General features: G+C 43.9%; 21 protein-coding genes. 11 read left to right on the top strand and 10 right to left on the bottom strand.

From position 1 onward, the window contains the following. Positions 1–58: 58 nt before the first annotated feature. The gene (gene rlmD, locus G590_RS18505; protein ID WP_022764609.1) at positions 59–1,288 is read right to left on the bottom strand and encodes a 23S rRNA (uracil(1939)-C(5))-methyltransferase RlmD; all 1,230 of its coding nucleotides are present in this window, start codon (positions 1,286–1,288) and stop codon (positions 59–61) included. A gap of 53 nt (positions 1,289–1,341) precedes the next feature. Then, on the bottom strand, positions 1,342–1,743 hold the full coding sequence (locus tag G590_RS0105160) for a hypothetical protein (protein WP_022764608.1): 402 nt from the start codon (positions 1,741–1,743) through the stop codon (positions 1,342–1,344). A gap of 119 nt (positions 1,744–1,862) precedes the next feature. Between G590_RS0105160 and G590_RS0105155 the strand changes: the two genes are divergently transcribed. Next, the gene (locus tag G590_RS0105155; RefSeq protein WP_022764607.1) at positions 1,863–3,356 is read left to right on the top strand and encodes a serine hydrolase domain-containing protein; all 1,494 of its coding nucleotides are present in this window, start codon (positions 1,863–1,865) and stop codon (positions 3,354–3,356) included. Positions 3,357–3,362: 6 nt separating this feature from the next. On the opposite strand, the gene G590_RS20455 is transcribed toward G590_RS0105155, so the two are convergent. The 5 genes from G590_RS20455 to kduI form a co-directional block, all read right to left on the bottom strand. Continuing rightward, positions 3,363–4,619: an HD domain-containing phosphohydrolase gene (locus tag G590_RS20455; protein WP_022764606.1), complete on the bottom strand. Its 1,257-nt coding sequence runs from the start codon at positions 4,617–4,619 to the stop codon at positions 3,363–3,365. Between the two features lie 100 nt (positions 4,620–4,719). Continuing rightward, a complete protein-coding gene (locus G590_RS0105145; protein ID WP_022764605.1) occupies positions 4,720–5,745 on the bottom strand; it encodes a sugar kinase in 1,026 nt (341 codons plus the stop codon). Positions 5,746–5,768: 23 nt separating this feature from the next. Then, complete coding sequence (locus G590_RS0105140; RefSeq protein ID WP_022764604.1) at positions 5,769–6,731, bottom strand: bifunctional 4-hydroxy-2-oxoglutarate aldolase/2-dehydro-3-deoxy-phosphogluconate aldolase; 963 nt, start codon at positions 6,729–6,731, stop codon at positions 5,769–5,771. A 31-nt stretch (positions 6,732–6,762) separates the two neighbouring features. Continuing rightward, complete coding sequence (locus G590_RS0105135) at positions 6,763–7,617, bottom strand: gluconate 5-dehydrogenase (protein ID WP_022764603.1); 855 nt, start codon at positions 7,615–7,617, stop codon at positions 6,763–6,765. A 26-nt stretch (positions 7,618–7,643) separates the two neighbouring features. Continuing rightward, complete coding sequence (kduI, locus tag G590_RS0105130) at positions 7,644–8,507, bottom strand: 5-dehydro-4-deoxy-D-glucuronate isomerase (protein ID WP_022764602.1); 864 nt, start codon at positions 8,505–8,507, stop codon at positions 7,644–7,646. Positions 8,508–8,859: 352 nt separating this feature from the next. Between kduI and G590_RS0105125 the strand changes: the two genes are divergently transcribed. Continuing rightward, positions 8,860–10,170, top strand: a complete 1,311-nt coding sequence (locus tag G590_RS0105125) for a hypothetical protein (RefSeq protein WP_022764601.1) — start codon at positions 8,860–8,862, stop codon at positions 10,168–10,170. 125 nt (positions 10,171–10,295) lie between these two features. On the opposite strand, the gene tpiA is transcribed toward G590_RS0105125, so the two are convergent. The 3 genes from tpiA to gap form a co-directional block, all read right to left on the bottom strand. Beyond that, positions 10,296–11,042 carry a triose-phosphate isomerase gene (tpiA, locus tag G590_RS0105120; RefSeq protein WP_022764600.1) on the bottom strand — a complete coding sequence of 249 codons (747 nt, stop codon included), beginning with the start codon at positions 11,040–11,042 and terminating at the stop codon, positions 10,296–10,298. A 21-nt stretch (positions 11,043–11,063) separates the two neighbouring features. Continuing rightward, positions 11,064–12,302, bottom strand: a complete 1,239-nt coding sequence (locus G590_RS0105115; RefSeq protein WP_022764599.1) for a phosphoglycerate kinase — start codon at positions 12,300–12,302, stop codon at positions 11,064–11,066. A 126-nt stretch (positions 12,303–12,428) separates the two neighbouring features. Further along, positions 12,429–13,460, bottom strand: a complete 1,032-nt coding sequence (gene gap, locus G590_RS0105110; RefSeq protein WP_022764598.1) for a type I glyceraldehyde-3-phosphate dehydrogenase — start codon at positions 13,458–13,460, stop codon at positions 12,429–12,431. Positions 13,461–13,674: 214 nt separating this feature from the next. On the opposite strand from gap, the gene G590_RS0105105 reads away from it, so the two are divergent. From G590_RS0105105 to G590_RS0105065, 9 genes are all read left to right on the top strand, one after another. After that, the gene (locus tag G590_RS0105105; protein WP_022764597.1) at positions 13,675–14,496 is read left to right on the top strand and encodes a histidinol-phosphatase HisJ family protein; all 822 of its coding nucleotides are present in this window, start codon (positions 13,675–13,677) and stop codon (positions 14,494–14,496) included. Positions 14,497–14,548: 52 nt separating this feature from the next. Continuing rightward, positions 14,549–15,289, top strand: a complete 741-nt coding sequence (locus tag G590_RS0105100) for a GGDEF domain-containing protein (RefSeq protein WP_022764596.1) — start codon at positions 14,549–14,551, stop codon at positions 15,287–15,289. 45 nt (positions 15,290–15,334) lie between these two features. Further along, complete coding sequence (locus G590_RS0105095; protein ID WP_022764595.1) at positions 15,335–16,297, top strand: transglutaminase domain-containing protein; 963 nt, start codon at positions 15,335–15,337, stop codon at positions 16,295–16,297. A 24-nt stretch (positions 16,298–16,321) separates the two neighbouring features. Continuing rightward, positions 16,322–17,374 carry a type II secretion system F family protein gene (locus tag G590_RS0105090; protein WP_022764594.1) on the top strand — a complete coding sequence of 351 codons (1,053 nt, stop codon included), beginning with the start codon at positions 16,322–16,324 and terminating at the stop codon, positions 17,372–17,374. Between the two features lie 12 nt (positions 17,375–17,386). Further along, entirely contained in the window at positions 17,387–17,722 is a 336-nt protein-coding gene (locus G590_RS0105085; protein ID WP_022764593.1) for a hypothetical protein, read from the top strand. A 5-nt stretch (positions 17,723–17,727) separates the two neighbouring features. Next, positions 17,728–18,237 carry a DUF4860 domain-containing protein gene (locus tag G590_RS0105080; RefSeq protein ID WP_022764592.1) on the top strand — a complete coding sequence of 170 codons (510 nt, stop codon included), beginning with the start codon at positions 17,728–17,730 and terminating at the stop codon, positions 18,235–18,237. Next, on the top strand, positions 18,237–18,791 hold the full coding sequence (locus G590_RS0105075; RefSeq protein WP_022764591.1) for a hypothetical protein: 555 nt from the start codon (positions 18,237–18,239) through the stop codon (positions 18,789–18,791). Before G590_RS0105080 ends, G590_RS0105075 begins: the two co-directional genes overlap by 1 nt. Before the next feature lies 1 nt (position 18,792). Continuing rightward, positions 18,793–19,194, top strand: a complete 402-nt coding sequence (locus tag G590_RS0105070) for a hypothetical protein (RefSeq protein WP_022764590.1) — start codon at positions 18,793–18,795, stop codon at positions 19,192–19,194. Positions 19,195–19,374: 180 nt separating this feature from the next. Continuing rightward, positions 19,375–19,737 (top strand): response regulator, encoded by a 363-nt coding sequence (locus G590_RS0105065; RefSeq protein ID WP_022764589.1) that lies wholly within the window; start codon positions 19,375–19,377, stop codon positions 19,735–19,737. Positions 19,738–19,817 lie beyond the last annotated feature (80 nt).

The raw sequence follows: 19,817 nt of genomic DNA, 5'->3' as shown, positions 1-19,817 counted from the left end.
CATAACGAGTGCTATCAAAATTATTACCAAAAAAGATTTTCTGTTACCGTCCAAAAAACTAACCTTCCTTTGTCAAAAGACATACTACTTCCGATCCTCTTGTGAAGGGGAACATATCCACGGGAACAGCTCTTTTTACCTTGTAGCCTCCCTTTGTAATGAGCTTTAAGTCATTGGCAAGAGAGTCAGGACTACAGGATATGTACACTACCTTCCGTGGCGCAAGACTTATCAGTGACCTGATAAATTCAGGTGTTGAGCCTGATCTTGGAGGATCCATGAACACAAGATCGACCTTATCTCCTGAGTCTGCCATCTGCTGCATAAAGGCTGTGGCATCATTCTGATAGAAAGTAATGTTTTTCACCTCATTGATCCTGGCGTTGAGGATTGCGTCCTTGACCGCGTCCTTGTTGAGTTCTACACTGATGACCTCTTTAACATGAGGACTTGCGATAAGTCCGATGGTTCCAACTCCGCTGTAGCAGTCCATTGCGATCTCGTCACCGGACAGGTCGGCCATGTCAATTGCAGTCTTGTACAGCACCTCCTGCTGAACAGGATTTACCTGGTAAAAAGACTTGGGTGAAATCTTAAACTTCATTCCGCAGCAAATGTCATAGATAAAGCCGGGGCCGTATATAGGCTTCTCCTTATCTCCAAGGATCATGCTGGTCTGCTTGTCATTGACGTTAAGAACAATTGTGGTGATCTCCGGATGCTCTTTTCTCAAAGCCTTAACAAAATTGTTCTTGGACGGGAAAACAGGTGATACCGTTACGAGTACAACCATGATCTCTCCTGTGTTCTTGCCTATCCTAATAAGCACGTGGCGAAGAAGTCCGTAGCCGTTGTCTTCATCATAGGTCTTAATCTTAAAGGATTTAAGCATTCCTCTGATGGTTGCAATGATGGCATCAGCCTTCTGATTCTCCAAAAGACAGCTGTCAACCGGAACTACCTCATGACTTCCCTCTCTGTATATACCTGTTACCGGATTGCCCTTTCTGTCATGATCAAAAACCGCATGAACCTTGCATCTGTAGTGTTCAGGGCTCTCCATGCCTATGAACGACTCAACCTTACAGTATGGTTTTAAAAGCTCAGCCACATGTGCATGCTTTTTGCGAAGCTGAGATTCATAAGGTGTGTCGATCATCTGACAAGCCCCACACTTTTTAAACACCGGACAACGGCTTTTTGTTGCATCCATTTTGGGACTTGCATTTTTCGCACTAACTGTCCTTTTGCCAACTGTCTTTTTTACTGAATTCTTTTTCTCTGCCATAAGTTCTCCTCAGCACATAAAACAAGCAGGAGACATTCATCCCCTGCCCTATCTCAAAGTTCCTTGTTATCTTCAGTACTGCCTATCTTATTCTCAAACTTAAGCTCAGGCATCTCAAGCCCTGTGCTCTCGTCCTTGACTGCCTCACTGCGTCTGCGGATACGCTCTGTATTCTTGAGCTCGCCATAATCTTTGTACTTGATACCTTCTATTCCCTGAGAAAGCTCTTTAGCCTTTAAAAGGTCTCCCTTATTGATCTTGAATGTGCAGACTATCTTGCTGCCCTTTCTGTCAAAGAGTCTCTGCAGAATTGATTTATCCTGCCATTCAATGAAGTATGATATACGGTGTGCAAGGAACCTCTCCTCCAGCTGTTTCTTGCTCTCAACACTGTATACCCTGCAGAAGGGCACTTCATTATTAAAAACCTGATTGTTCTGGATAATAGACGACATATAAACCTCACTTTATTTTCTAACTAATATATGATTATAACCCACAAAGCATGTTCTTTCAAGAAAACATACCGTGTTATGATATACTAATTTTAGTAAATTTACACGGAGAAAACCTTATGTTCACTTTTGAAAGAGACATTCCCGAAAACGTCGGCATCCCGTCAGGTGCCATAAAAACAGTTCTTGAAAAACTGAATAAAAAAGAAGTTCCGATGCACAGTCTTCTCATCATGAAGGACGATAAACTCATCTTTGAAAAATACTATGCGCCTTATACTGCTGATACTCTGCACAGACTCTTTTCCGTAAGTAAGAGTATTACCGCCATGGCAATAGCGCTGCTCTCAGATGAGGGCAAGCTTTCCTTTGACGATCCCATAACCGTGCATTTTCCTGAATATGTTGATGATAACACTCATCCATGGATCAGACAGACCACCATCAGAAACATGCTGCAGATGAGAACATGCCACGCTTCAACAACTTACAAGGTCGATATGAAATCCGACTGGGTCGAGAGCTTTTTTAAGGTGGCTCCCACACATAAGCCCGGTACAATCTTCCACTATGACACCTCCGCGGCCCACACTCTGTGCGCTCTGGCAGAGAAGCTCTCAGGCATGCCCATGCTTGATTATCTGAAGCTCAAGGCATTTGACTATATGGATTTCAGCAAGGATTCATATATGGTAAAAGATCCTTTTGGAGTATCCATGGGCGGAAGCGGCCTTATGGCAACTCCGGCGGACTTTTTGAAAATCCTGTACCTGCTCCAAAAAGGCGGGACAATTACATGTAATGACGGCGTTACGAGATCTCTTTTACCAAAAGAATTTGTTGAAGAAGCCACGTCAAATCTCAGCGACACACTGCCCACAGCACCTCTTCCCAGTGAAGCTCAAGGGTACGGCATGCAGATCTGGCAGAATGAAAAGGGAGGCTTTGTTCTCTACGGAATGGGCGGACAGCTCGGAATAAGCCTGCCTTCGGAGAATATGCTGATCGTAACCACCGCAGATACCCAGGGAATGGCAGGCGGAAATCAGGTGATCTACGATGCTCTGTACGAAAATCTTCTTGGCGCAGATCATGTTTCAGAAGATGGTAAAAGAGCTTACGGTGAGCTTTTGGCATATGCAGACAGCCTCAGGATTGCTCCGCCAAGGCTCCCGGAAAACTACGGTCATACTAAAACTTATGCAGATCACAGTGCCGATTTTAGCTCATACAATCGCATTTACAAGCTAAACGATAATCCTCAGGGCTTTGAAAGCCTGGAGGTCAATATATCAGAAACCGGTCCTTCATTTCTTGTCTTCAGATACACAGACAAAAACAAGGCATCCTCCCTTCCGGAGAATGCCCTGAAGCTTAACTTTGGTATAGAAGATATGGCAGAGGGAATATTCCCTGTCTATGACTGTGCCTACACTGCAGGCGGTGTCTGGCTCAGAAAGAACATCCTCTACATCAGATTTCATCTCATCGGAGAATCCGTCGGATCGGTACGCTTCCAGCTATGCTTCGGAGATGATGACCTGACAGTCTTCATGAAAAAAGTCGAGGAGACTTACTTTAAGGAGTTTGACGGACACTTATACGGCCGCTAAGGCGCCTCAGAATCCCATGTATACACCCGGGATATCGTCCTCAGTGAGGTGGAAGTTATTTTCTCCCGAGTCGTTTTCGGCTGTCTCCATCTTTACTACATTAACATAGCCGTCATTGATCATATCGACCATATACGGAACGATATTGGGATCAAATTGAGTGCCTGAACCCTTTTGTATCTCTTCTATTATTTCATCCTTGTTGAGATGTCTTCTGTACACTCTGTTACTGGACATGGCATCATAGGAGTCGGCAACACCTACAATCCTTGCGTAGAGCGGAATACTCTCACCCTTAAGTCCTTCCGGATAGCCATCACCGTCATATCTCTCGTGATGATAAAGGGCTGTTTCTCTGATACCGCGCAACGAGGTCATCTGTTTTAACATTTTTCCTCCGGCCACTGTATGATCCTGTATCTGCTTCCTCTCTTCGTCAGAGAGTCTGCCGGGCTTGTTGAGTACAGCATCCGGAACGCTGATCTTACCTGCATCATGTAAAAGCCCCGCGTAATATACGTTCTGTACTTCGTCCTCCGTAAGGCGCATTCTCTTTGCTATCTCCGCAGCATACATGGCTACTCTTCTTGAGTGACCTCTGGTGTAAGGGTCCTTTGCATCTATGAAACTTATGAATGTATTCATGGACTGAAGAATAACCCTCACGTCATTCTTTTGCTTCTCACGATAGTTCTTAAGATTAAATCTTGTAACAAAAAATCCCACAAAGAGTGCTGCCCATATAATAAATGCAACGAAGATAATATTTGTAAATACGTTGCCGTTTCTGCCTGTTTTGTATCCTCTAAAGTTTATCTTTGACGGATAAAATGATTCTCCGGTATTAAGTACTACCCCAAAATCCAGCTTGTCGTTTTTGGAAAAAGAGAGATTGTAGAATTCAGGGGTAAATACAAGCTTATCGCCTTCGATATCCGCCTCAACTCCCCAGAAATTAGATAATTCCGTTCCTTTTGGCACATCTATTGTGGCTGTCCAGTTACTTATTCCGATATTTCCATTATTCTGGATAGAAAAATCAAATTGCGCGAAGTAATGATTTCTGGCCTTTCCCTCGCCTGATTTGGCCACAGTTGCATAGACCCCATCCGACAGCCTTGCTCCCGTAAGGGTCATATCGATGGTGTACTCAGATGAAACATTATTATCCGCACATACTCTGTCTACAAAATAGGCCGTAAACAGAATGACGAATGCCGCCATAAAGATCAGCAATGTCTCAGTGGTCTTGTCCAGCTTCATAAAAAACCTCGCATTCTTCTGCATCTTAAATTATACAAAAAAGCGCCATCCTGTGAATAACAGGTGACGCTTTTTAATACTTTTTTTATCTTTATTCAAATTATCTCTGGATACGTCCTGAACCGTCTCCGCCTGCAAGCTTGTTAACCTCATCAACAGTAACAAGGTTGAAATCTCCCTCGATGGAGTGCTTAAGAGCTGAAGCAGCTACAGCAAATTCGATTGTCTCCTGAGGTCCGAAGCCGTTTACGCAGCTGTAGATAAGTCCGCCGCCAAATGAATCTCCGCCGCCTACACGGTCAACAATGTGAAGAGCATACTTCTTGGAGAAGTAAGCCTGTCCGTCAGTGTAGAGCATTGCGCTCCAGTTGTTGTCGTTAGCTGAGATAGACTCACGAAGTGTGATGGCAACCTTCTTGAAGCCGAATCTCTCTGTGAGCTTTTGTGCAACCTCAATGTAGCCCTCTCTGTTGAGCTTACCTGTTGTAACATCTGTTGAAGAAGCTGCGATACCGAATACATCGTTTGCATCCTCTTCGTTAGCGATACATACATCAACATACTGGCAGAGCTCGCCCATAACCTTGCCTGCCTTCTCTTTGCTCCAGAGCTTGCCTCTGTAGTTAAGGTCGCAGGATACTGTAAGGCCATGCTCCTTAGCCTTTTTGCAAGCCTCAAGAGTGATAGCTGCAAGGCTGTCGCTTACAGCGGGAGTGATACCTGTGAAGTGGAACCACTCAGCGCCGTCAAAGATCTCATCCCAGTTGAAGTCTGCAGGAACAGCCTCAGCAATAGCTGAATGTGCTCTGTCGTAGATGCACTTTGAACCTCTCTGTGAAGCACCCTTCTCGTTGAAGTAGATACCTACTCTGTCGCCACCTCTTGTGATCTTGGAAGTGTCAACGCCGTACTTTCTAAGAGAGTTAACAGCAGCCTGTCCAATCTCGTGCTTAGGAAGCTTGGTTACATAAACTGAATCCAGTCCGTAATTTGCAAGAGAAACGGATACGTTTGCCTCTCCGCCACCAAATGTAGCCTCCAGGTGATCAACCTGAACAAATCTCAAATAATTATCAGGCTGCAGACGCAGCATGATCTCACCAAATGTAACAACTTTCTTTGCCATTATATTGTCCTCCGATATTTAAATTAATTAAGCCCAAGGTGAACTGCAAATCCGCCGAAATCGTCAGCAAGATATGCAACCTTAAGATGGTTATCAGCATCGTATGAGAAAGATGTCTCATCAAACTTAACGCCCTGTCTTCCAAGATGATAAACAGCTCTGTCGATGTTATTGCATCCGATAGCGATATGTCCGCATGTTCCGCGTCCTTTTGACTTCATAACCTCTACTGCTGATCCGGCAAATACTGAAGAATTGCCAACCTTCTTGGTAAGGCCAAAGAGTGTATCAAACTTGTCTGCAACAGCCTCTGCAGCCTCTGCACTATCCTGATTGATACCGATGTGCTTAAGTTTAAAGCCGAGCATTGCATTTACAGCATCTCTTGTCATTGCCTCAATCTCATCGAACTTGCCTGCTGAGATAAGATCCTTTTTAACCATCCAGCTTCCGCCGCAGCAGAATACCTTGTTGAAGCTGAGGTAATCATTTAAGTTGTTCTTGTTAACACCGCCTGTAGGCATAAAGTGCATCTTGGTGTATGGAGCTGCCATAGCCTTGATCTTGGCAATACCGCCATTCTGCTCAGCAGGGAAGAATTTTACGCAGTCAAGTCCAAGCTCGATAGCCTGCTCAACCTCACCGGGTGTAGCTGTTCCGGGAACAACGGGTACTCCGATTGACTGAATGTACTCAACGTTAGCTCTGTTAAAGCCGGGGCTTACAATAAACTTAGCACCTGCAGCCTTGGCTCTGTCAGCCTGCTCTGCATTAAGAACTGTACCTGCGCCTACGATCATCTCAGGGAATTTGGTAGAGATGATCCTGATTGCTTCCTCAGCAGCTGCTGTACGGAAAGTAACCTCTGCAGCGGGAAGTCCGCCGTTAATGAGTGCCTGAGCAAGAGGCTCTGCATCCTTAGCATCGTCAATTGCGATTACCGGAACAATACCGATCTTATAAAGTTCTTCACAAATTTTATCCATTTCTTATGCCTTTCTTTATATAAAAATTTACTTACTGTGCTGTGCTCTCGTCGATATCTGTGAACTTGGAAGGATCAAGATTTCCGGGATCCTGTCCGATGTATGCTGAGATACCGCCGTCAATGTAAACAACCTGTCCGTTGATGAAATCAGATGCAGGAGAAGCAAGGAATACAGCAAGACCCATAAGATCCTCTGTTCTGCCCCATCTCTGTGCAGGTGTCTTTGAACGGATGAATCTGTCGAATGGATGCATTGATCCATCAGGCTGTTTCTCACGAAGAGGTGCTGTCTGAGGTGTTGCAATGTAGCCGGGTCCGATTGCATTGCACTGGATATTGTACTGACCATACTCAGAGCAGATGTTTCTTGTGAGCATCTTGAGTCCGCCCTTAGCAGCTGCATAAGCAGATACTGTCTCACGGCCAAACTCTGACATCATAGAACATGCATTGATGATCTTACCTGAGCGCTTCTTCATCATTGCAGGAAGAACTGCCTTGGAGCAGATGAAAGGACCTGTAAGGTCTACATCAATAACCTGATTCCACTGCTCAACGCTCATCTCGTGCATAGGGATTCTCTTAATGATACCGGCGTTGTTAACAAGGATGTCGATTGTTCCCACTTCCTTCTCAACAGCTGCAACAAAAGCCTGAACCTGGTCTTCCTTGGTTACATCACAAACCTTACCAAATGCCTTGATTCCTCTCTTCTCGTACTCAGCCAGTCCCTTGTCAACAAGCTCCTGATTGATATCGTTGAATACGATCTTAGCTCCGCTCTCTGCATAAGCTACAGCGTATGCGAGTCCAAGACCATATGAAGCTCCTGTGATCCATGCTACTTTACCCTCAAGTGAAAAGTTCTTTAAAAAATCTGACATTATATTACCCTCCTATAATCTTTGATTTACATTAAGTCTGTCATGGCACAATCGTCCATGTCGTCGAAATCCTGGTTCTCTCCCACCATTCCCCAAATGAATGTGTAGGCCTGAGTTCCGCATCCTGAGTGAATTGACCAGCTTGGGCTGATTACAGCCTGCTCATTTCTCATGATGATATGTCTTGTCTCTGTAGGCTCTCCCATGAAGTGCATTACAAGTGCATCCTCGGGAATGTCAAAATAGAGATAAACTTCCATTCGTCTGTCATGTGTATGACATGGCATTGTATTCCATACAGATCCGGGCTTGAGCTCCGTCATACCCATCTCGAGCTGGCAGGTTTCAACCTGTCCCGGAAGTATGTACTTATTGATAACTCTGTGGTTGGCCTGTTCAAGGCTTCCCAGTTCCTTCTTGTTCTCATCCTTGATGATGACAACGTCCTCAGAAGGAGTTCCTTCTCTCTTAATAAGAACTGTAGGATAAGTCTTGTGTGCCGGAGCACTGTTTATGTAGAACTTGGCAGGCTTCCCGGAATCCTTGCTTGCAAAATAAATATCTTTTGCTCCCATTCCGATGTACATTCCCTGCTTGTAGTCTACCTCGTATTCCTTGCCGTCTATTGTGATAGTGCCGGCGCCACCTATATTGATGACACCCATCTCACGTCTCTGTAAGAAATACTCTGCTCTTAGCTCATCACCTGCGGTGAGCTTCAGCACCTTGTCAACCGGTACTGCAGAACCTGTAATGATCCTGTCGATATGACTGTAAACAAGCTTGATGTCATCAGGCTTAAACAGATCATCAATCAGGAACTCACTGCGAAGTCTTGCGGTATCGTAATACTTCTCGTCCTTGGGTGAACATGCTGTTCTAAGTTCCATATAACCCTCCCATTACAACTAATTGTGTGTATGTTACTTGAATCTTATATCATCATAATGTAAACAATATTCATTTTCACTTCATTATTTCATCAAAAAGTTGCAAATCTTGACCATATGTAACCGCTTTCACATTATTTACATTGTAGCATGTAAATCCATGTTGTGCATTGCAAAAGTTGCTCTATAATGCTTTTCTGTAATTGTGTCCGCTTTGTGATTTGTTTATGTTTTTTTTATATTTTTTATTGACTTTTAATTTTTCTTTGTTAGAATTGTGACGTTTGCTGTAAAAAAATTTCATTTTAATGGCAAACAATAGAAATATTTTTTGTGTTTTAGGAGGGAAGTAATGAAAAGAGCAATCTTAACAAAAACAGGCGTTGCAATAAGCGCATCAATGCTGCTTATGACTTCAATGCCTTGCACAGCTTTTGCTGAAGAGGGAGCAAACGGAGCTGCTGCAACAACAACAACTGCTCAGACTGAGGCAGTTGCACAGGAAGATTCAAACGCAACAATCGGTTACAATGTTGCTGACACATGGTTAGAGGACCGTAACGGTCACCACAGCGACAACCAGGGACTTAATGTTTACCGCGTTGACGAGAACGGCAATCACGTTCAGAGCACATACCGCAACAGCTGCTACGACACACTTGTAAGTGTAAACGGCGGTGAGCCAACACCTGTCAGCAATAGCGGTTCTTTTGAATATGGCACAGCATATGATACAAACGGTATCAGCACAACAATCACTCCCGAGCTTGACAATGACGCTGTAAGATTCACTTATAATGTACAGAACAACACTGATCAGGAGCAGGAAGTCAGAGTTGGATCTGCTGCAGATATCATGGTTGGCCCTAATCGTTCTGATGACTTTGCAACAATTTACGGTGATTCTACAGGATTCACAATGACTAACGGCACAAATGCTATGGAAGTAAATACTGACCCTGAGACTCCATTTGATAATCTTTGGTACGGATACTATGGACAGGTTCTTGATCACTTTAATGATGAACCTGCAGTACGTGAAGACAGAGTAGAGAATATTGACTCAGGTGTAGTATGGGGATGGGTTGTTAACCTCCTTCCCGGTCAGTCAGCTTCCAGAACAGCCGGTTTCAGAATTGGTGCACACGAGGTTGTAGTTACAAGAACAATGCCTGCAGCTACTCCTGCAGCTCCTGCTGAGGCTCCTGCTGAGGCTCCTGTAAACGATGAGCAGTACGCTACTGAGAAACAGGCTCCTGTACAGCCTGATGCTAAGGTATGGACAGCACTCACACAGAAGGGTGAGCAGCTTCCTATCCAGAACATGGGTGTTGCAGAAGTTACTACATCTACTCTTTTCGTAGATATCACAGGCGCTTCAGCTGTACAGTACAAAGATGTTGTTAAGGCTACATACGAGAAGGCTCCTTCAAACGGTGCATTCGTTCTCGGAACAACAGAAGTATCTGTAGTAGATCAGGAAATGATCGATACTCTTTCATCAAGAAACGATGTTACTGTAGAAGTAGTATTCCCTTACAACGATCAGGTTCTTATGGTAAAGATCCCAGGTGGTTCTGACTACAGCTCAGTTCTTGACGAGACAGGTTATGCCGGATACCTCAAGCTTGCTTCAGTTTTCGGCGCAACAGTACTTGAGTAATTTCTAAAAATAACCGGTATTTCAAAGGCTGTAGCTTATCGTTATGATAAGCTGCAGCCTTTTTGTTTGTATAAAAAAACAGCCCCCGGACATCAGTCCGAGGGCCATCTTAGTAACTGCTAAAGTTATGCGTTTACAATCTTGCCAAAGTCAGGCTTAAGTGATGCACCGCCGATAAGGCCGCCATCGATGTTAGGCTTTGAAAGAAGCTCTGCAGCATTGCCGGCATTCATTGATCCGCCATACTGGATACGAACTTCATCAGCTGTAGCCTGATCATAGAGCTTAGCAATAAGCTCACGGATAAGTCCGCAAACTTCCTCAGCCTGATCTGCTGTAGCTGTCTCGCCAGTTCCGATAGCCCAGATAGGCTCGTATGCGATAACAAGCTTCTTAACCTGATCAGCTGTTACTCCGCTAAGATCCCATGTGATCTGTCTCTCGATCCATTCCTTGTATGTGTCAGCCTTACGAAGTGCAAGGGACTCACCACAGCAAAGGATTGGTGTAAGACCTGATGCAAATGCCTTCTTAACCTTCTGGTTGATAAGGATATCATTCTCTCCGAAGATATCTCTTCTCTCTGAGTGACCGATGATAACGTACTCTACGCCTGCATCCTTAAGCATAGGAGCTGAAATCTCTCCTGTGAATGCACCGTTGTCTACGATGTAGAAGTTCTCTGCACCAACATGTACATTTGTGCCCTTAACTGCCTCTGCTACTGCACAAATATCGATAGCAGGTACACAGTAAACAACATCTACAGCGTCGTTCTTTACAAGATCTTTAAGCTCTGCACAAAGAGCTACTGCCTCGCTGGGAGTCTTGTTCATCTTCCAGTTTCCGGCGATTATTCTTCTACGTGCCATTTTTGTTCCCTCCAGATTATTTTATGCTCGATCGTCAGCTGCGTAAACGCCGGGAAGCTTCTTGCCCTCAAGGAACTCAAGTGAAGCTCCGCCACCTGTTGAGATGTGGCTCATCTTGTCGGCATATCCAAGCTGGTTAACAGCTGCTGCGCTGTCACCACCACCAATGATTGTTGTAGCTGATGTCTCTGAAAGAGCCTTAGCAACTTCCTCTGTACCGTTTGCAAGAACAGGGTTCTCAAATACGCCCATAGGTCCGTTCCAAACAACTGTCTTAGCAGACTTAACAGCCTCAGCGTAAAGTTCGATTGTCTTAGGTCCGATATCAGCACCCTCTTTGTCTGAAGGAATCTTGTCAGCATCTACAACAGTTGTTGTGATGTTAGGGTTATCGATAGGATCAGGGAAAGAATCGATGCATACTGTATCAACAGGAAGAAGGAGCTGCTTGCCGGCTTTCTCAGCCTTCTCCATCATTTCCTTACAGTAGTCAATCTTGGTCTCGTCAAGAAGTGACTTACCAACTTCATATCCCTTAGCCTTAAGGAATGTATAAGCCATACCACCACCGATGATAAGTGTATCGCACTTATCAAGAAGAGTGTTGATAACATTGAGCTTATCAGCAACCTTAGCGCCACCAAGAATAGCAACGAAAGGTCTTACAGGATTCTCAACTGCGTTTCCAAGGAAGTCGATCTCCTTCTGCATAAGGTATCCAACTGCGTTGTTTCCGCCTTTTTCCTTGATGTACTTGGTAACAACTGCTACAGAAGCGTGTGCTCTGTGAGCTGAACCGAAAGCATCACATACATAGTCGTCTGCAAGGTCAGCAAGCTCTTTTGCAAAAGCCTCTCCGGCCTCTTCAGGCTTAGTCTCCTCTTTGCCTCTGAAACGAGTATTCTGAAGAAGGATTACATCTCCCTCGTTCATAGCCTCAACAGCTCCTGTTGCTGTTGCGCCTGTAACGCTGTAATCATCGATGAACTTAACATCCTTGCCAAGCTTCTCTGAAAGTCTCTTAGCAACAGGTGCAAGAGATTCCCCTTCGTTAGGACCATTCTTAACCTTACCAAGATGTGAGCAAAGGATAACCTTACCGCCATCCTTAACAAGCTTCTTGATTGTTGGAAGTGCTGCTACGATTCTTGTATCGTCTGTGATCTCACCGTTCTTGAGAGGTACGTTGAAATCGCAACGAACAAGTACGCGACGGCCCTTAACATTGATGTCATCTACGGACTTTTTGTTGAGTGACATATTTTTTTCCTCCTGGGTTTTTATTTAAAAGAAATTCTTTTATTTTAGAAATTTGATAAAAAGAAATGAGGTCCGGCCCATATGGACCGGACCTCATAAATAAGTCTATTTCGTATTTGAGGTTAATCAGCCAAGCTCTGCAAAGTACTTGATTGTTCTAACCATCTGTGATGTGTATGAGTTCTCGTTGTCATACCATGAAACAACCTGTACTTCGTATGTATCATCATCAACCTTGTTAACAAGAGTCTGAGTAGCATCGAAGAGTGAACCAAATCTCATACCAACGATATCAGATGAAACGATCTCGTCTGTGTTGTATCCGAATGACTCTGTAGCTGCTGCCTTCATAGCTGCGTTTACAGCTTCCTTAGTAACGTCAGCCTTCTTAACTACTGCGAACAGAAGTGTTGTTGATCCTGTAGGTGTAGGAACACGCTGAGCAGCGCCGATAAGCTTGCCGTTAAGCTCAGGGATAACAAGGCCGATAGCCTTTGCAGCACCTGTTGAGTTAGGAACGATGTTAACAGCACCTGCACGTGATCTTCTGAGGTCGCCCTTTCTCTGAGGACCATCAAGGATCATCTGGTCACCTGTGTAAGCGTGGATTGTGCACATGATACCTGACTGGATAGGAGCGTAGTCATTAAGAGCCTTAGCCATAGGTGCAAGGCAGTTTGTTGTGCAAGATGCAGCAGAAATGATCTTGTCATCCTTTGTAAGTGATGTGTGGTTAACGTTGTAAACGATTGTAGGAAGATCATTTCCTGCAGGAGCAGAAATAACAACCTTCTTAGCGCCGGCATTGATGTGTGCCTGTGCCTTTTCCTTAGATGTATAGAATCCTGAGCACTCAAGAACTACGTCTACACCAAGCTCACCCCAAGGGCAATTGTTTGCATCGGGCTCTTTGTAGATCTTGATTGTCTTACCCTTAACTGTGATTGTTCCAGCCTCGTCGTCAGCTGTTACGTCATCCTCGTGTCCGAGCTCTACGTAACGTCCCTGTGATGAGTCATACTTCAACAGATGTGCAAGCATCTTAGGGCTTGTTAAATCGTTGATAGCTACAACTTCGTAACCCTCTGCACCAAACATCTGTCTGAATGCAAGACGACCGATACGGCCAAAACCATTAATTGCTACTTTTACTGCCATTTTAAGTTCCTCCTAAAATGAATTTTATATGAGTTGCTGTTTCTTAAATTATATCTATCTTGATAAATTTTTATCAGCACCTACAATTTTATCCGACTTTTGCCCATAAATCAAGTGAGAATATTAAATTTATGCTAGATAATATAATAAAATATTAGTAAACTGTCGATATGAATTAATCGGATCTTTTAAACATAAAAAACGGAGAATCAAAATGTCAATAACAGCAGATTATCACATGCACACACATCATTCCGGAGACAGTACCGCACCTATGGAGGACATGATAAAGAGCTCTCTGGACAAGGGACTTAAAGAAATCTGTTTTACCGAGCATCAGGATGCGGATTTTCCCGATTGGTATAACCTCCCGGAATTTCCTTTTATCTTGGACACAAATGCCTACAGAGAGGAGTTTCTTCATTACAAAGAACTCTACGCAGGCAGGATAGATATGAAGTTCGGCGTAGAAGTCGGAATGCAGACTCATATAGCCGCTGAAAATACAGAGTTCGTGCAAAAGGGCGATTACGATTTTGTCATTGCATCAATACATCTGGTGAACAGAAAAGACCCCTTCTACCCCGATTTCTGGGAAGGTGATACGGTAGAAAACATCTACAGACAATGCTTCGACTCAACTCTCGAGAACATAAAGCTCTTTACAGATTTTGACGTTCTCGGACACATCGATTACGTATCAAGGTACGCACCAAAGGGAGATACCACCTACTGCTACAGCCGTTTTGCTGATCAGATCGATGAGATACTCTCCTATCTTATAAAGAACGACAAAGGCCTGGATTTCAATTCAAAGCTTTTGGGGAATGACATATCTCTTTTACCGAATCCTGTTCCTGACGTATTAAAGAGATACAAGGAACTGGGCGGCAAGATAATTACGGTTGGTTCCGATGCTCACACTCCCGAAAAAATAGCCTGCGGATTTGAGAAGATGCGCGATATTGCGTTAACATGCGGTTTTAAAGAATACTATACCTTCGAGAAGAGAACTCCTATCGCCCATACACTTTAAGAGTGCGCATTTTACATATTTATAGTACAATTATTCTATATGGAGGAATCATATGAAACCTGATTTCTATAACTCGAGTAAACGTACTAACGTATATAACAGCGTCTACATCTACAAAGTAATCTCACTTATCATACTGGGTGTGCTGACAATTATCCTGGCTTTTCTTTTTCACAAGGACAAAGATATTTTTCATCAGATTTCAGATGCCGCAACTCCTGCATTTTTTGTGGTTGTTGCCATCTGCCTGGTGCTGTTTGTCTTTTCCATTCTGTTTGATTTCTATATTCTCAGCAAAACCGCTTACATCGGCCGGCACCTGAACAAAATGGCCTATCTGGACCATCTCACGGGGCTCCCGAACAGATACAGCTGTGATCTTCTGATTGAGAGCTTCAACAATCAGATGCGGCTGCCAAATGCGGGATTCATGCTGATGAAGATCAATAACCTCGACTCCATCAATAGCGCAAACGGCCATGACAACGGCAACTGGCTCATATCTGAATTCTCCACTATTCTCGAGGATGTAAGCGAGCAATACGGCTACGTCGGAAGAAACGGCGGAAACGAATTCATCATTCTAATCGAGAACTGCGACAGCACTGCTGCCGATATGTTTTTACTTGATCTCACAAAGAGGATCCACGGCTACAACGAAATGAATGTCGGAACCCCCATTGAAGTCGCCTATGCAAAGGTGCTCAACTGCGATGAACACTTCGACAGCATTTCCGATCTTGTATCCCTTGGATACAAGAAGATCCGCGAACTGCCTCTTAAACTTTCTTAATGTATGAGTATTTTTCTTAGGAAAAAGAAAAATCTAATATCTTATTTGTCAGTCTTAATACTGGGTATTGCCACATTCCTTTCGGGCTGCGGAGAATCAGAAGATATAGTCGCTGATTTCTCAAGGACTGCTGTCCAACCGGATCCGACTCCCGACGTAGAGATTCCCGCTGCAGAGCGTGTAAAAGGAAGCCGCGACAATACTCCTGTTTGTCTTGTGCCCGAAGCTCCGGGCGAAGTCGTTTACGAAAATGAGTATGCAAAAGTGGACGCTTCGAATATTTCCGAAGGTTACATCGTAGTAACCTACCTCGGGGATTCTCCCAAGGTAAAGCTCCAGATAACAGGTCCTTCGGAGATAACCTACACCTACAATGTATCCAGCATCCCGAAGGAAGAGGTATTCCCGCTTCAGCAGGGCAACGGCGAGTACATGGTAAACATCTTCGAAAACATCGAAGGAACCCAGTATTCCCAGGCTTACAGCCAAATGCTGGATGTAAATATCACCAACGAGTTTTCGCCTTTCCTCTATCCCAATCAGTATGTGAACTTCACCTCTTCCAATGAAGCGGTGGCAAAGAGTGAATATCTCGCCTATACATGCAACACCGACCTGGAGGTCGTTTCCGAAGTCTACAACTATATAATCGGAAACATCGTATATGACCACGAGGAAGCCGAAACTGTCCAGAGCGGCTATCTTCCGGATGTGGATGAAGTTCTTTATACCAAAAAGGGAATCTGCCTCGACTATGCGGCGCTTATGGTCACCATGCTGCGAAGCCAGCGAATTCCGACCAGAATGGAAATCGGCTACGCGGGAACAGCTTATCATGCATGGCTCTCCACTTATATAGAAGATGTCGGATGGGTAAACGGTATGATCGAATTTGACGGCAACGAGTGGTCCCTTATGGATCCCACCTTTGCATCAAACACCAAGGAAAAATCTCTTCGCGAATTTATCGGAGACGGCTCCAACTATTCCGTAAAGTATATTTATTAACTCAGGTTCGTAATGGAGGAACTTATGAGCAGTACAGCAAAATTCAGCAAATTAAAGAGTTACGAGATCTCAACCTTTTGCAGACAGATGTCACTGATGCTGCGGGCAGGAATCGCTCCGGCTGACGGAATCGATATCCTGGAGCAGGATACAAACGATGCTGCTGCAAAAAAGCTTCTGGGCTCCATCAGTCATGTTCTCCACAGCGGCGAAAAATTCCATGTGGCCCTGAACATGAGTGAAGCCTTTCCGGACTATGTCGTTCACATGGTCACCATAGGCGAAGAGTCGGGAAACATGGACACCGTAATGGAGTCTCTTGCCGACTACTATGAGAGAGAAGAAAATATCGAATCCAACATCAGAAGCGCCGTGAGCTATCCTCTTATCATGGTATTCATGATGCTGATCGTTGTGCTTGTTCTGATAACAAAAGTCCTCCCGATCTTTGAACAGGTATTTGCACAGCTGGGAACCAGCATGAGCGGCTTTGCACAATCTCTTTTGTCATTGGGAAGCGCGCTTAACAGGTACTCCATTATACTTGTCGCTATTCTCGTAATATTCGCCGCATGCTTCCTTTACTTCTCTTCTTCTGCAGGAAGAGAGAACTTCAAAAAGCTCATGAGAAAATTCTCTCTCACAAGAAAGCTGATGCACGACATAGAGCTCGAGAGATTTGCCAGCGGAATGGTGCTGACGCTCTCCAGCGGTATGGATACCTACGAAGGTCTCGGCCTTGTCAAAAAGCTCTCCTCAGATGACGATATGAAGGACAAGATCGAGAAGTGTAAAGAGCTCCTTCTTGACGGCGACAGCTTCCCCGAGGCGCTGGAAAAGACAAATATATTTACTTCCTTCTACGCCCAGATGGTCTCCGTAGGATTCAAATCAGGATCAATGGATCAGGCCATGAGGCAGGTTTCGGAGAGACTTGAAAAAGACACTGAGAGGCGCATCTACTCTCTCATCTCGATACTTGAACCGACTCTGGTGATCATCCTTTCACTCATTGTCGGAATGATCCTTTTGTCGGTAATACTGCCATTGATGGGTATCATGACAACCATAGGCTGATGAGGAATACAAATGGCTAACAGATTTGATAACGAAAAACACATATTTTCGCCATCACCACTGTTCTACAGGATAGTCTCCGTGACGATCTTTGCGCTGATCGTGGTCTTCTTTCTTATGGCAGTTGAGTACTCCGGCAGAAGCACAATCGAAAAACAGCAGGAGTCGCTGGAGAATGCCATTTCGAGAGACATAGTCCAGTGCTATGCAATAGAGGGAATGTATCCTCCAAGCCTTGAATACATGGAACAGCACTACGGACTTACCTATGACAAAAATACATTTTTTGTCGACTACCAGCCAATCGCAGCAAACCTTTATCCTGATTACACAGTGATACTGAGGTAAAGTTTATGGATCAGACAACACTTAATCCAAATAAAAAAGACAAGCACATGATAGATTCCGTTTTTGTTATCTGTCTCATGCTGCTCTTTGTGTTGTGCGCCTTAGCGGTCATTGCCATCGGAGCAACCATTTATCAGAAAAATGTATCCTCCATGGCAAATAACAACTCGCACAGAATTGCCAGCGCATACATAACCGAGAAGATTAGACAGTCAGACATAAACGGAAGTGTTGGCACAAAAGATCTTTTCGGTGAAAAAGTTCTTGTCATGAGCAAAGAGATAAACGGCGAATCATACAACACTTACATATATGATTTCGACGGGAAACTGATGGAACTCATGGCAAGAGATGATCTGAATGTTATCTACCCTCAGTCAGGCCAGAAGATCATGGAAGTGAAATCATTTGACATAGAAGAAGTGTCATCCAAACTGTTCAAAATCGAAGTTGTTCTTGAAGACGGAACCGAAGACTTTTTATACATCTCAAAGAGAAGCACAGAAGGTAACTAATGGATCAGAGAAGTAATTCACGCTTAAGCCTGTTCCTTATGGAACTGATAATAGCCATCATGTTTTTCTCCCTTTCTGCAGCAGTCTGCGTAAGGCTTTTTACCTCTGCGCATTTTATGGCTGAGGGAGCCGAGAACATGTCAAGCGCCACAATCTGGTCTCAGAATCTGGCAGAAGCATTTACCGGAACAAACGGTGATCTTACTGAGATGGAAAAACTTTATCCGGGCGCATATGTCTCTCACACCCCTGATGATCCATCCATGAAAAGCGGATATATCATCCTTTTCTTTAACGAAAAATGGGAACGCATTGATTCACTTTCAGATGCTGCCTACTTTGCCAGCATAAATATCTCCGTGAAAGAGGCAAGTGAAGTGTATTCAGATGTTACAGATTACAATGTACCTCTCATCGGCAAAGCCGCAATAGGCTATATTGCAGTTCTTGATGTAAGAAGCATTGAAGGTGACTATCTTCCCGAAAACGTTGATCCCAATCTGGCAATTTTAAACTTTAATGTTGACACCTATCTGGGAAAGGAGGCGGATTGATATGAATAAAGCATCCGGCGGATCTCATATAGGCAGTGCTTCCATCCTCCTGATCTTTACTGTGCTTAGTATAATCTCTTTTGCAACACTCACATTGGTAAACTCAAAAGCAGACTACAATTTAAGCAATAATCTTACCGAGAGACAAAAACTTTACTACGAAGCCTGTCATCAAGGAAATGCCTTTGTTGCAGCAGTAAATTCAGGCTATTCTTCAGACGAAGAAGATGGTATAATGAAAGAAAGTATACCAATAACCGATAATCAATCTCTGGATGTAGCACTTAAGCCAAATAGCGCAAACAACTCAACCAATTCGGACAATACCTACGCTATTATTCAATGGCAGATTGTTAATCACGGCGATTTCAATTATGACAGCACTCTTCCGGTCCTGAAATAAATGAACGTGATTTTCAAACAATTTTCTCAGAGACTTTATCAAATTTTAATTATTTGCATAACGATTTAACGCGCACAACTGAAATTACGTGGTACAATAGATTATGTACCAATAATAATTCTCAAATTTAAAAATTGCTTTAAAGCCTACGCAACTAAAAATACTTATTGGAGGTTCAATATGGGAAAAAGAATACTCATTACAGATGACGCCGCTTTCATGCGCATGATGCTCAAGGATATCCTCTCCAAGAATGGATATGAGATTGCCGGCGAAGCAGAGAACGGAAAAGTCGCAATCGAAAAATATAATGAGTTAAAACCCGACCTTGTAACTCTTGATATCACAATGCCCGAGCTTGATGGTATCGGAGCCTTGAAGGGAATCAAGGCTGCAGATCCTAATGCAGTTTGTATCATGTGTTCTGCTATGGGACAGCAGGCAATGGTTATTGAATCTATTCAGGCAGGAGCCAAGGATTTCATTGTTAAGCCTTTCCAGGCTGACCGTGTTCTCGAGGCAGTTAAAAAAGCTATCGGATAATTCCGCATAGCCCTATAATCTGTGCTAAAATAAAGGAGCTGCAACTGATTGCTGCAGCTCCTCTTTTCATGAGTAAATAT

The organism is Butyrivibrio sp. XPD2006 (genome assembly GCF_000420865.1).
In the GTDB taxonomy this organism is placed as follows: domain Bacteria; phylum Bacillota; class Clostridia; order Lachnospirales; family Lachnospiraceae; genus Butyrivibrio.
This window is presented reverse-complemented; position numbering and strand designations above follow the sequence as displayed.